12 protein-coding genes are annotated in these 12,227 nt (G+C 70.7%); 9 read left to right on the top strand and 3 right to left on the bottom strand.

What is annotated here, in order from left to right; translation table 11 throughout:
• The first annotated feature begins 45 nt into the window (after positions 1–45).
• The 5 genes from DFP74_RS05830 (at position 46) to DFP74_RS05810 (ending at position 5,633) form a co-directional block, all read left to right on the top strand.
• Complete coding sequence (locus DFP74_RS05830; RefSeq protein WP_121180765.1) at positions 46–1,158, top strand: YihY/virulence factor BrkB family protein; 1,113 nt, start codon at positions 46–48, stop codon at positions 1,156–1,158.
• 160 nt (positions 1,159–1,318) lie between these two features.
• Positions 1,319–2,491, top strand: a complete 1,173-nt coding sequence (locus DFP74_RS05825) for a glutamate--cysteine ligase (RefSeq protein WP_121180764.1) — start codon at positions 1,319–1,321, stop codon at positions 2,489–2,491.
• Positions 2,492–2,517: 26 nt separating this feature from the next.
• On the top strand, positions 2,518–3,753 hold the full coding sequence (locus tag DFP74_RS05820) for a M20 family metallopeptidase (RefSeq protein WP_121180763.1): 1,236 nt from the start codon (positions 2,518–2,520) through the stop codon (positions 3,751–3,753).
• A 153-nt stretch (positions 3,754–3,906) separates the two neighbouring features.
• Complete coding sequence (locus DFP74_RS05815) at positions 3,907–5,004, top strand: adenosine deaminase (protein ID WP_121180762.1); 1,098 nt, start codon at positions 3,907–3,909, stop codon at positions 5,002–5,004.
• A complete protein-coding gene (locus DFP74_RS05810; protein WP_233570820.1) occupies positions 5,004–5,633 on the top strand; it encodes a PH domain-containing protein in 630 nt (209 codons plus the stop codon). The genes DFP74_RS05815 and DFP74_RS05810 overlap by 1 nt, the downstream gene beginning before the upstream one ends.
• Before the next feature lie 528 nt (positions 5,634–6,161).
• On the opposite strand, the gene DFP74_RS05805 is transcribed toward DFP74_RS05810, so the two are convergent.
• Positions 6,162–6,908: an SDR family NAD(P)-dependent oxidoreductase gene (locus DFP74_RS05805; RefSeq protein ID WP_121180760.1), complete on the bottom strand. Its 747-nt coding sequence runs from the start codon at positions 6,906–6,908 to the stop codon at positions 6,162–6,164.
• A 101-nt stretch (positions 6,909–7,009) separates the two neighbouring features.
• Between DFP74_RS05805 and DFP74_RS05800 the strand changes: the two genes are divergently transcribed.
• The gene (locus tag DFP74_RS05800; protein WP_121180759.1) at positions 7,010–7,621 is read left to right on the top strand and encodes a TetR/AcrR family transcriptional regulator; all 612 of its coding nucleotides are present in this window, start codon (positions 7,010–7,012) and stop codon (positions 7,619–7,621) included.
• 108 nt (positions 7,622–7,729) lie between these two features.
• On the opposite strand, the gene DFP74_RS05795 is transcribed toward DFP74_RS05800, so the two are convergent.
• The gene (locus DFP74_RS05795) at positions 7,730–8,554 is read right to left on the bottom strand and encodes a purine-nucleoside phosphorylase (protein WP_121180758.1); all 825 of its coding nucleotides are present in this window, start codon (positions 8,552–8,554) and stop codon (positions 7,730–7,732) included.
• Between the two features lie 234 nt (positions 8,555–8,788).
• On the opposite strand from DFP74_RS05795, the gene DFP74_RS05790 reads away from it, so the two are divergent.
• From DFP74_RS05790 to DFP74_RS05780, 3 genes are all read left to right on the top strand, one after another.
• Positions 8,789–10,171, top strand: a complete 1,383-nt coding sequence (locus DFP74_RS05790; protein ID WP_121180757.1) for an NAD(P)H-quinone dehydrogenase — start codon at positions 8,789–8,791, stop codon at positions 10,169–10,171.
• 103 nt (positions 10,172–10,274) lie between these two features.
• Complete coding sequence (locus tag DFP74_RS05785) at positions 10,275–10,652, top strand: zf-TFIIB domain-containing protein (RefSeq protein ID WP_121180756.1); 378 nt, start codon at positions 10,275–10,277, stop codon at positions 10,650–10,652.
• Between the two features lie 7 nt (positions 10,653–10,659).
• Positions 10,660–11,298: an AAA family ATPase gene (locus DFP74_RS05780; RefSeq protein WP_121180755.1), complete on the top strand. Its 639-nt coding sequence runs from the start codon at positions 10,660–10,662 to the stop codon at positions 11,296–11,298.
• A 317-nt stretch (positions 11,299–11,615) separates the two neighbouring features.
• On the opposite strand, the gene DFP74_RS05775 is transcribed toward DFP74_RS05780, so the two are convergent.
• Entirely contained in the window at positions 11,616–12,218 is a 603-nt protein-coding gene (locus tag DFP74_RS05775) for a TetR/AcrR family transcriptional regulator (protein WP_233570819.1), read from the bottom strand.
• Positions 12,219–12,227: the final 9 nt, after the last annotated feature.

Raw genomic sequence — 12,227 nt, 5'->3', positions numbered from 1 at the left:
ACTAGGGTGGCCCACACTCCCGGGCCCGCAGGTGGGAAGGACCGTATGGCGGCAGCGCTGGACAGGGCGAAGGACGGGGCACGGCACTACCGGAACCTGTCGATGGACGCGTACTGGCGGCTGAGGCGGCGCCGCCCAGCGATGGACCACGTGGTGCGCGCCTACGAGCGCTACGCGGACCGCAACGGCACCCAGCTCGCGGGAGCGGTCACCTACTTCGCCTTCCTCTCCTTCTTCCCGCTCCTCGCCCTGGCCTTCGCCGTGGTCGGCTACCTGGCCTCGATGGACGTCGAGCTCACCGGGACCTTGGAGGAAGGGCTGGACGGCGTCCTGCCGGGGCTGTCGGAGCAGTTGCCCATGGACCAGATCGCCCAGGCTCGCGTGGGCGCCGGAGTCCTCGGTCTGCTCGGTCTGCTCTACGCGGGCCTGAACTCGGTGGCGTCGCTGCGCGAGGCGCTGCACTCGATCTGGCTCAAGAGCGTCAAGGAGGGCCCGAACGTCCTCCTGCGCAAGGCGGGCGACCTGCTGGTGATGCTGGGGCTGGGTCTGGCGCTCCTGCTCACCGTGTCCTTCACCAGCGTCGGGCAGGCGGCCACCACCTGGCTGCTGTCCCTGGTGGGCCTGGACGGCTCGGTGTGGGCCAACCTGCTGCTGCGCCTGCTGGCGCTGGCCGTCGCGGTGTCGATGAACATGGTGCTGTTCATGCTGGTGTTCGCGCTGCTGTCGGGCAGCGGGCGGCCGACGCGGATGATGTGGCGGGGAGCGCTGCTCGGCGCGGTGGGCTTCGAGGTGCTCAAGGCCGTCGCGGCGGTGCTGCTCGCCGGGACTCTCAGCAACCCGGTCTACGCGTCGTTCGCGGTGCTCGTCGGACTGCTGGTGTGGATCAACCTGGTGATGCGCCTGGTGATGTTCAGCGCGGCCTGGACGGCCACCTGGCTGCCGATGCCGCCGCCCTACACCGGGTCGCTGCCCCTGCCGGGGGAGAACGGTCTGGACTGGTCCAGACCGGCCTTCGCGCCGCGGGCGCCGGCGTCCGCGCTCGCGCGGCGCCGCGTCGACCAGCGGATCGTGGCGGGCCTCGCCGCGGCCGCGGGCGCCGCGGGCGTCGGGGGAGCGGTCGCCGGGCTGATGAGGCGGATGCGGCGACGCGACGGGTGAACCCGTTTCGGTGCTTTCAGGAATTCGTCCCGGGGACGGGTGGATATCCCGTATGCGCGCGGTGTGGGAAGGGTAGTCCTCCTCTGTCCCGGTTGACCGGTTCGCCGGGGCGCGATGGTGCACCGACCACGGCGGTCGGCAAACACCCCCCGGAGGGCAGATGGGAATCGCATTCAAGTCGTCCGAACGCGCGACGCTCGGTGTGGAGTGGGAACTCCAACTGGTCGACCGCCGCAGCCGCCACCTGCGCCAGGAGGCGGGCGCGCTCCTGGCCGACCTGCCCGATCTGAGCGAGGACGCCGCACCGCCTCTTCGGCACGAGCTCATGCAGTCGCAGGTGGAGGTGGTGACGGGCATCTGCGAGACGGTGGACGAGGCCAAGGGCGACCTCGCACGCAACCTGAGCCGCATGAGGGAGGTCCTCGAACCGCGCGGCACCACGCTGACCTGCTCGGGAACCCATCCCATCGACGACTGGCGGGACCAGACCCTGAGCCCCGGGGACCGTTACGGCGAACTGGTCGACCGGATGCAGTGGCTGGCGCGCAGGATCCTCACGTGCGGTGTCCACGTCCACGTGGGGGTCCGGAGCCCGGACAAGGCCATTCCGATGGTGAACGCCCTCGCGAAGTACATCCCACATTTCCTCGCTTTGAGTGCTTCCAGCCCATTCTGGAGCGGTGCGGACACCGGACTCGCGTCCTCGCGGTCGATCATCTTCGGCGCTCTGCCGACGTCCGGACCGCCCGTGAACCTGCCGCACTGGACGGCTTTTGAGGAATACATCGAAACGCTACTCAGGGCGGGTACCATCGCCTCTATCAAGGAAGTGTGGTGGGACATCCGTCCGCACCCGGATTTCGGCACCATCGAGATCCGGATGTTCGACGGGATTCCCACCCTGCGCGAGGTGGGAATGGCCGCCGCGCTCTCACAGAGCCTGGTAGAGCTGTTCGACCACCAGCTCGACCGCGGGTACGGCTTGCCCAGCCCGCCGTCCTGGCTGGTACGGGACAACAAGTGGCGGGCCACTCGCTACGGACTCGACGCCCGTGTCATCACGGACCTGCACGGAACGACCGTTCCACTGCGGGACGACCTGTACGAGCTGGTGCGCGAGCTGGCGCCCGTCGCGGCCCGCCTGGGCTGCGCCGAGGACCTGGACCTGATCTCCGAGATCCTGGACAAGGGTGCCTCCTACGAAAGGCAGCGCGCGGTCGTCGCCGCGGGCGGTTCGCTGGACGACGTCGTCGACATGCTCGCAGCCGAACTCCAGGGCGACCACCCCACCCGCGCAGAGGTCGGTGTCGGCGATGGAGCCGGTGCGCGGTAAGACGTGAACGAAGAGGGGACCCTCGCATGCAGGGACGTGACCTGCCGGAACAGTTGACCGCTTTTCTGGCGCGCCATGAGCGGGAGTTCACCGGTTTCCGCCGGGACCTGCACATGCACCCCGAGCTGGCCTTCGAGGAACACCGCACCACGGGGCGGATCGTCGAACGGTTGCGCTCGGTCGGACTGGAACCCAAGGAGCTCCCGCAGGGGACCGGGCTGGTCTGCGACGTCGGCTCCGGTTCCGGCCCCGTGGTGGCCCTGCGCGCGGACATCGACGCGCTGCCCCTCTCGGACGAGAAGGACGTGCCCTACCGATCCACCGTCCCCGGCGTCGCGCACGCCTGCGGACACGACGTCCACACCACGGTCCTGCTGGCGACGGGGGTCTTCCTCGCCCAGCAGGCCCGTGCGGGCGCGCTGCCCGGCCGGGTCCGGCTCATCTTCCAGCCGGCCGAGGAACTGCCGGGCGGTGCCGTGGAGGTCGTCAACGCGGGCGCGCTGGAGGGCGTGGACCGTATCTTCGCCCTGCACTGCGACCCCCGCCTGATGCTCGGCCGGGTCGGACTGCGCACGGGCGGCATCACCGCCGCCTGCGACCAGCTCATGGTGCGCCTGTCCGGTCCCGGCGGACACACCGCCCGCCCGCACCTGACCTCCGACCTCGTCTACGCCATGGGCAAGGTGGTCACCGAACTGCCCGCCGCCCTGTCCCGGCGCATCGACCCCCGCGCGGGCTTCAGCCTGGTGTGGGGCCGCATCAGCGCCGGGTCGGCGCCCAACGTCATCCCCGACGACGCCGTGGCGGAGGGGACCGTGCGCTGCCTGGACGACGAGGCCTGGCACGCCGCCCCCGACATCATCAAGGGCCTGGTCGAGTCGGTGGCCAGTGCCTACGGCGCCGAGGCGGAGGTCACCTACCGCCGGGGCGTGCCGCCCACCATCAACGAGGCGGACAGCGTCGAGATGATGCGCGAGGCGGTGACGCTGGCGCTGGGCGCCGACGCGGTCTCGGCCACCCCGCAGAGCCTGGGCGGGGAGGACTTCGCCTGGTACCTGGAACACGTCCCCGGCGCGCTGGCCCGGCTGGGCACGCACTCCCCGGAGTGGCAGGGCCCGATGCTGGACCTGCACCGCGGCGGGTTCGACGTCGACGAGCGCGCCATCGGTGTGGGCACCCGGTTCATGGTGACCACGGCGCTGACCGCGCTGTGGGATACCTCCCGGCCCCGCGCCGACGTGGACGACCAGGCACTGGCCTGAGCCAGCCGATCACGGGACGCCCGGCCCTTCGCGCGAGACAGCGCATAGCAGGACCCCGCGGCACGGGCGCCCCACCTCGGCTTCTACCGGATTTCCGGCAACTTCACCCCGGCGTGGCGGAGCGCATGGCGGCCAGGTGGCATCCTGAAACGCATGAACCAGCCACTCACCATCGAGCAGATCCGTCGAGCACCGAAGGTGCTCCTGCACGACCACCTCGACGGCGGCCTGCGCCCGTCCACCGTCGTGGAACTGGCGGCCGCGACCGGTTACACCGGCCTGCCCACCAACGACCCCGCCGAACTGGGCGTGTGGTTCCGTGACGCGTCGGACTCGGGGTCGCTGGAGCGCTACCTGGAGACCTTCGCGCACACCACCGCCGTCATGCAGACCCGGGACGGCCTGGTCCGCGTGGCCTGCGAGGCCGCCGAGGACCTGGCGGCCGACGGCGTCGTCTACGCCGAGCTGCGCTACGCGCCCGAGCAGCACCTGGAGGGCGGCCTGACCCTGGAGGAGGTCGTGGAGGCCGTCCAGGAAGGGCTCGAACTCGGCGAGAAGCGCGCCGCCGACCGCGGCCGCACCATCCGCACCGGGCAGTTGGTGACGGCGATGCGCCACGCCGCGCGGTCCTCGGAGATCGCCGAGCTCGCGGTCCGCTACCGGGACGCGGGTGTGAGCGGGTTCGACATCGCGGGTGCCGAGGCCGGCAACCCGCCCACGCGCCACCTGGACGCCTTCGAGTACCTGCGGCGGGAGAACTTCCACTTCACGATCCACGCGGGCGAGGCGTTCGGCCTGCCGTCGATCTGGGAGGCCCTCCAGTGGTGCGGGTGCGACCGGCTCGGCCACGGCGTGCGCATCATCGACGACATCACCGAGAACGAGAACGGCGTGCCCCTGCTGGGCCGGCTCGCGCAGTACGTGCGCGACAAGCGCGTCCCGCTGGAGATGTGCCCCAGCTCCAACGTGCAGACGGGCGCGGCCGAGTCCATCGCCGAGCACCCGATCCGGCTCCTGCGCGAACTGCGCTTCCGGGTGACGGTCAACACCGACAACCGGCTGCAGAGCGGGACCAGCCTGTCGGAGGAGTTCGCCAAGCTCTCCGAGGCGTTCGGGTACGGCTGGGACGACATGGAGTGGTTCACGGTCAACGCGATGAAGTCGGCTTTCCTGCCCTTCGACGAGCGGCTGTCCCTGATCAACGGCATCATCAAGCCGGGCTTCGCGCAGTTGAAGTGGGCGACCGACTGATGGACTCGACCAATCCCACGAGCCACTACTCCATGCCCACGCGCCTGATGGCCGGCGCGTGGGTCGTGGTCGCGCTGCTCCTGCTCCTGGACGTGCTGGTCCGGGGCGAGGGGCGCGAGGCGTGGATCGCCGGGTCGGTGCTGGCCGCCAGCGTGGCGATCGTCTACCTGGTGTGGCTGCGCCCGCGCGTGGTGGTCACCGAGCGGGGGCTGCGGGTGATCAACCCGCTGCGGGAGACCTTCGTCCCGTGGACGGCGGTCCTGTGGGTTGACGTCACCGACGTGCTGCGGGTGCACACGCGGCAGACGATCGTGCGCTCCTGGCCGCTGCGGGAGACCAAGCGCGCCAAGGTCCGCGACAACATGCGCCGGGACGCGGGCTTCCTGGACGCCGACGACGACGAGGATCCCGCGCGGATGCGGCCGGTCGACCTGGCCGCGCGGCAGCTGCGCCAGGACGCCGAGCGGTACAAGACGCGCCCGTTGAGCGGTCCGATCAAGGACGTCGACGTGGCCGGCCCCGCCGCGCTGGGCGCGCAGGACGCGCCGCAGACCATGGTGCCCGTCGAGGTGATCGTGGTCCTGGCCGCGACCGTCGTCGTGGTGGTGGGCGCGGTGCTTCTCTCCTGAACGGCGAGGCCCCTCTCCCGAAGACCCGACCGGACCCGGCGCCCTGCGAGGGCGGCCGGGTCCGTCGTCTTTCCACGAGCACCGCCGGGCGGGGTTGACGCGGCCTGCGGCATCTGGTTAGGTAAGGCATGCCTAAGGGAGAGTGTTCCGGGCGGGCGGACTTCGCGCGGATGGCCCTCCGCCCGGACTTCCCCCGAAGGCGACGCGCGCGGTTCAACTGAATATCGAACGGTGTCGGGTTCGTGAGTCCAACGGGATCTGCGGGGATCCCGCGCGACACGACACCACCAAGCAGCACAGCCTTCGACCGAGCCACGGCCGGTGCCGTCCATCCCAAGGCCTCGGGGTGTACGCTCGCCACGCCGGTACCGGCCCGCCCGGTCGGAGGCTGTGCTGTGCTTTCTGGCGCGCCCCTCACACACCCCCTGCGGATCCCGACCAGGCCCGTGCGCCTCCAACCCCCAGAGGCCCGAGCGACCTTCGGCCGGACGCCGCGATGTGCCGGGCTCAAGGGCTCGCCGAATCCCGCTATGCGCCGTATCCGCCGTCGATCCTCAGCGCGGCGCCGGTGACGTAGGAGGCTTCCGGACTGGCGAGGAAGACGACGCCGGCGGCGACCTCTTCGGGCCTGCCGTACCGCCCCATCGCCGTCGTGGGGAGGAACATCGACGCGGCCGGGCCGTCGGCGGGGTTCATGTGGGTGTCGATGAACCCGACCTGGACCACGTTCACCGTGATGCCCCGGTGTGCCAGATCACGTGCCGCGCCCCGGCTGTAGCCCTCCAGGGCCGCCTTGGAGGCCGAGTAGTCGGCCATCCCGGGGAAGCCCGCCCTCGCCGCCGCGCCGGTACTGATGCTCACGATCCGCCCACCGTCCGGCAGCAGCGGGAACGCCTCCCTGATCGCCGCGACGGCGCCGGTGTAGTTCACCGCGAGCTGGTGGTCGAGGGCGGACTCGTCGGCGTCCTCGCTGTCGATCGGAGCGGCGGCGGAGAAGCCCGCGTTGTTGACCAGGATGTCGAGCCGCCCGAACCGCCGGAACACGCTCCGGACCAGGCCCGCGGCCTGCGCCGCCTCCGCCTGGTCGGCCTGGAAGGCCGCGGCGCGCACCCCTTTCGCCTCCAGGTCGGCGACCACGGCCTCGGCCTGATCCGCTGAGGACGAGTAGCTGATCGCGACGTCGGCTCCTTCGTCGGCCAACGCCAGAGCCGACGCCGCCCCGATTCCCCGCGATCCGCCCGTGACGATCGCTACCTTGCCGTCCAGCTTTCCCATGCTCTTCCCGCCTCCACCTTGATGTGCGCGATCGTTCTTGACCGCGTGGTCCACAATAGGCAGTTATGGACTGTGTGGTCAAGAATGAGTATCCTGGAGCCATGGCACGTCCACGAGCGTTCGACGAGACGCAGGTGCTCAACGCCGTCCGGGACCAGTTCTGGAACGCCGGCTACGCCGCGACCTCTCTGGAAGACCTGATGCGGGTCAGCGGGCTGGGCAAAGGCAGCCTCTACGCGGCGTTCGGCGACAAGCGCCAGCTCTTTCTCCGGTCGCTGCGCAGGTACACCGAGGGCAATCAGGGCCATCTTCGGAGAGCCCTCACCGAGGCCCCGCGGGCCATCGACGCTCTCCGGACGCTGCTCGAAGCGCCGATCGGCGAGGGGGCCGGGTCCGGCGCACGGCGCGGCTGCCTGCTGGCCAACAGCACGTGCGAGCTCGGCAACGCCGATCCGGACGTCCTCGCCCATGCCCACGAGACCTACGAGGCGTCCACCGCGCTGATCGCCGACTGCGTCTGCCGTGCCCAGGACGAAGGCGATCTGCCGGCCGAAACGGATCCGATCGCGCTGGCGCGTGCCCTCCTCGCCGCGCAGCAGGGGATCGTGTTCATGAGCCGGACCGGGATGGACACGGCCACGCTCACCGCCACGGCACGATCCCTCGCGGACCGACTCCTGCCGACCCGCTCCAGCGACGGAACCGACGGCTGACTGCGTGAGGGCCCACTCCCGTGGCACCGAAGGGGGTGTGGCGGGGGCACCGCCATGTTGGTCCCCGTAGGCCGTTCAGCCTGCGGGACTCGTGGGGGCGCCAGAAAACTAGGCCGTCGCCAGGACGCGGCTGATGAGGGAGCCCAGGCGCGGAGCGCGCTGCTCGGCGACCTCGAGGACCCGTTCGGACTCGAAGGGGTGGAACACCCCCGACAGCGCGTCGTTGGTCACCATCGCCAGGCCCAGCACCTCGGCGCCCATCTCCACCGCGGCGATGGTCTCCAGCGCGATCGAGCGGCCCACCACGTCCGCGCCGGCCTGCCCCAGGACCTGGAGCTCGGCCGGGGTCTGCAACTGCGGACCGACCGTGGCCACGTACACGCCCTCGGCGAGAGTGGCGTCGGCGTCGTGGACGATCTGCCGCAGCCGGGGACTGTAGGCCTCGGACAGGTCCACGAACGAGGCGCCCTTGAGCGGCGAGGTCGACGTGAGGTTGATGTGGTCGCGGATGACCACGGGCTGGCCGGGCGCGATGTCGGCCCGCAGGGAGCCGGCCGAGCCCGTGAGCACGACCGTGCGCGCGCCCGCCGCGATGCCGGTGCGCACCGCGTGCGCCGTCTCGATGGCCTCGAAGCCCTCGTAGACGTGGACGCGACCCATGAACACGACGACGCGCTTCTCGCCTACCCACATGCTGCGCACCTTGGGGGAGTGCCCCTCGGCGGTGGGGGCGTGGAAACCGGGGAGTTCGGTGGAGTCGAACTCGATGTCCGCCGAGCCCAGCGTGTCCGCCGCGCCGGTCAGGCCGGAGCCGAGCACGACCATGGCGTCGAAGTTGTCCGCGCCGGCCCTCGCCAGCAGGTCCTTCGCGGCGGTGGCCGCCAGGGCCTTCGCCTCGTCTGTGGTCCGGGGCGGCTGCTCTGTTTCGCTCACAAGTCGGATGCTACCGCTGTGTAGTGGGATTGTTCCGGAACGCAACGCAGTGTGTCCGGAGAGCGGAATCTGGTCCGAAGCGCGGTTCGCGGACGCCGGGGTGGCTGAGGTGGGCACAGGTCCTCATAGACGACAATGGAGGCAACCGATACATCCAGGTAGCGCCCCGCCATGCCCGAATGTCACCCGGACCGGGAACGGGCCAGGGGTAGCCCGCAGAGGGAGTGAAGCAGCGTGACGAAGGTCGTGATCATCGGTGGCGGACCCGGGGGCTATGAGGCGGCGCTGGTCGCCGCACAGCTCGGCGCGGACGTGACGGTGGTGGACCGCGACGGTATCGGCGGCGCCTGCGTCCTCACCGACTGCGTGCCCTCCAAGAGCCTCATCGCCACGTCGACCCGCACCACGTACGTACGCGAGGCCGACATCCTCGGGATCAACATCCCGTCCCTCCACGAGGACAAGGCCGAGGTCGAGGTCGACATCTCGCAGGTCAACCCGCGCATCAAGGACCTCGCCCAGGCCCAGTCCGATGACACGCGCAAGCGGCTGATCAAGGAGGGCGTCAAGGTCGTCCAGGGCGAGGCCCGCCTCGTGGACCCGCACATCGTCGCGGTCGGCCAGGAGCGGCTGCGCGCGGACGTCGTGCTGCTGGCCACCGGCGCCCACCCGCGTGAGCTGCCCACCGCCAAGCCCGACGGCGAGCGCATCCTCACCTGGCGCCACCTCTACGACCTGGACGAGCTGCCCGAACGGCTGATCGTGGTCGGATCGGGTGTGACCGGCGCCGAGTTCGCCAGCGCCTACCAGTCCCTGGGCTCGGACGTGACCCTCGTCTCCTCCCGTGAGCGCGTCATGCCCACCCAGGACCCCGACGCCGCCGAGGTCCTGGAGGAGGTCTTCATGCGTCGCGGCATGACGGTCCTGAGCCAGACGCGCGCCGAGTCGGTCCGGCGCACCGACGACGGCGTCGTGGTCACCCTGTCCGACGGGCGCACGGTCGAGGGCAGCCACTGCCTGATGACGGTCGGCATGATCCCCAACACCGAGGACCTGGGGCTGGAGGAGGCCGGCGTCCGCCTGGCCCAGGGCGGTTTCGTGGAGGTCGACCGGGTCTCGCGCACCACCGTCCCGGGCGTGTACGCCGCGGGGGACTGCACGGGCGTCAACATGCTGGCCTCCGTGGCCGCCATGCAGGGGCGGATCGCCATGTGGCACGCCCTGGGCGAGGCCGTGTCCCCGCTCAAGCTGTCCACCGTGGCCTCCACGGTGTTCACCCACCCGGAGCTGGCGGCGGTCGGCGCCAGCGAGGACGACGTCCGCAGCGGCCGCATCGACGGCCGGTCGGTCACCCTGCCGCTGAACACCAACCCGCGCGCCAAGATGAACGAGGTCAAGGACGGCTTCGTCAAACTCATCTGCCGCCAGCACACGGGCATCGTGCTGGGCGGGGTCATCGTCGGTCCGCGCGCCAGCGAGCTCATCCTGGCCGTGTCGGTGGCCGTCCAGCAGCGCCTGACGGTGGACGACCTGGCGCACACGTTCGCGGTGTACCCGTCGCTGTCCGGCAGTGTCACCGAGGCGGCGCGCTCGCTCATGCTCGCCTCGCCCGAGTAGGGGTCCGGTCGGCCCCCGGGGCTCTCCGTGCGCGCGGCCAAGACGTCCACGGCGGGCCCCGACCCATATGTGATTCTGATACCGGAGGCCATAGGATCCGGTCATGATCTGTCCCAAGTGCCAAGGCCACATGCGTACCTTCGACCGGCACGGTGTCCACATCGAGCGCTGCGAGGGCTGCCAGGGCATCTTCCTGGACCGGGGAGAGCTGGAGGCCATCGCCAACGCCGAGCAGCGTCACTACGGTGCCGTGCCGCCGGACCCCTCCATGCCCCCGACCCCTCCGCCGCCCCCGCAGGGCTACCCGGCCCAGGGCGGCTACCCCCCTCGCGGCGGCTACGGCGGTTACAAGGACTCTCCGCGCCCCTACGGCGGCGGCTACAAGGACTCCCCTCGCCCCTACGGCGGCGGCTACAAGGACTCTCCCCGCCCCTACGGCCGCAAGCGTCGCAAGAGCTTCTTCGAAGACCTCTTCGACTGAGGCGGCGGTGCATCCGCTGATCTGTACGCACTGCGGTGCGTGGAACGACGTCCCCGACACGAGCGCGGGGGCGTCGGTCCTGTCGTGCGCGGACTGCGGCCGGACCCGGCCCTACCGGCGCCTCCCGCTGTACTGCGTGTCCGGCCCCAGCGGCACCGGCAAGTCCACGATCGCCGGACTGCTGCTGGAGCGGCTCCAGGACCGGTTCGTCGTCCTCGAACAGGACCTCCTGTGGGTGGGCGGGCTCCGCGACCCCGCCGACGAGCACCGCCTGTTCCGCTCCACCTGGCTGCGCACGGCCGCCATGGTGCAGCAGAACGGCCGTCCGATCGTGCTCTGCGGGACGGTCGTGCCGCCGGAGTTCGAGCCGCTGCCCGAACGGGCGCTGTTCAGTGACGTGCACTACCTGTCGCTGACCTGCGACCCCGGGGTCCTGGCCGCGCGACTGCGGGCCCGCCCGGCCTGGCGCGGGTGGGACGAGGAGCGCATCGTCGAGACGTTGGACTTCGCCGACTGGGTGGTGGAGGCGGCCGACCGCCTCACCCCGCCGCTGGCCCTGCTGGACACCACCACGGCGGGCCCGGCGGACACCGCGGCCGAGGTCGCCGACTGGGTCGAGCGCCTCGACGCCGTGGCGCGTCGCTAGGCCGTGTTTTTTGCGGCATTCCGGGCTCGCGGCCGCCAGGGCCGTCTCTCGCCGCGCCTCTGCGCTCGTGAAGCACAACGGGGCTGAATGTCGCACATCGTCGTGCGAGAGACGACCTGACGACCGCGAGCTCATCCGAAAGCCTTCAGAAAAACACGGCCTAGCCAATCCGGGACGCACTTGTGGCACAACTTCTGGGACGGTCCTGACCTGGGGCAGTGCCGATCGACGTCGACACCGTCGGACGGCGTCCCAGTTCCAAGGAAGTGGGACGGCCTGGCCGGCCGCCTACATAGCCGCCTGTTCTTCGGCGGAAGCTACGGCGACTCCCGGTGGGCGAAGCTACCGCCGTCCGAACGAGACCGTTGTCCGCTGAGGGTCCGCGCCCAGGGCTCGTCGACGTCGGCCAGGCCGAGGGTCAGCGTGACATTTTCGAGCATACCGGCGCCGAACCAGCGCCGGACCGCAGCGTCGTCGTGGTTCAGGAGCTCACTGACGAGTTCGACCTGCCTGGCATAGCACGTGCGCAACGCCTCAGCCACGAGCGGCTCATCGGCTGCGCAACTGGCCTGCATGAGGAACCGCATGACGTCCCGGTCCTCGATCAGGGTGCTGTAGGCGGACCGGATCGCACGCATCACCGCCTCCGGCTGCCGGTGCGGCCCGGCCTCATCGGCGCCGGCTTCGGCGCCGGTCAGAGCATCCGAGATCAGCTCGGACACGTGGAGGACGGCACCGGCGAACAATGCCTCCTTGCTGGCGAACAGGCGGTAGACGTAGGGCTGAGAGATTTCGGCCCGTTCGGCGATCTCACCAGTGGTCGTGCCGTAGTAACCCTTGCGCGCAAAGCAGGCCACGGCAGCGTCCAGCACGACTCGACGGCGTTGATCGCTCTTCACTCTGGAGCCAGGGGCGGGCATGTCTCCCAG

This window comes from Nocardiopsis sp. Huas11 (genome assembly GCF_003634495.1).
Classification (GTDB): Bacteria; Actinomycetota; Actinomycetes; order Streptosporangiales; family Streptosporangiaceae; genus Nocardiopsis.
This window is presented reverse-complemented; position numbering and strand designations above follow the sequence as displayed.

Coding starts and splice junctions, on each gene's coding strand:
- DFP74_RS05820 (WP_121180763.1), top strand. CDS start 2,518: ATGCAGGGACGTGACCTGCCGGAACAGTTGACCGCTTTTCTGGCGCGC.
- DFP74_RS05800 (WP_121180759.1), top strand. CDS start 7,010: ATGGCACGTCCACGAGCGTTCGACGAGACGCAGGTGCTCAACGCCGTC.
- DFP74_RS05805 (WP_121180760.1), bottom strand. CDS start 6,908: ATGGGAAAGCTGGACGGCAAGGTAGCGATCGTCACGGGCGGATCGCGG.
- DFP74_RS05825 (WP_121180764.1), top strand. CDS start 1,319: ATGGGAATCGCATTCAAGTCGTCCGAACGCGCGACGCTCGGTGTGGAG.
- DFP74_RS05815 (WP_121180762.1), top strand. CDS start 3,907: ATGAACCAGCCACTCACCATCGAGCAGATCCGTCGAGCACCGAAGGTG.
- DFP74_RS05775 (WP_233570819.1), bottom strand. CDS start 12,218: ATGCCCGCCCCTGGCTCCAGAGTGAAGAGCGATCAACGCCGTCGAGTC.
- DFP74_RS05810 (WP_233570820.1), top strand. CDS start 5,004: ATGGACTCGACCAATCCCACGAGCCACTACTCCATGCCCACGCGCCTG.
- DFP74_RS05785 (WP_121180756.1), top strand. CDS start 10,275: ATGATCTGTCCCAAGTGCCAAGGCCACATGCGTACCTTCGACCGGCAC.
- DFP74_RS05830 (WP_121180765.1), top strand. CDS start 46: ATGGCGGCAGCGCTGGACAGGGCGAAGGACGGGGCACGGCACTACCGG.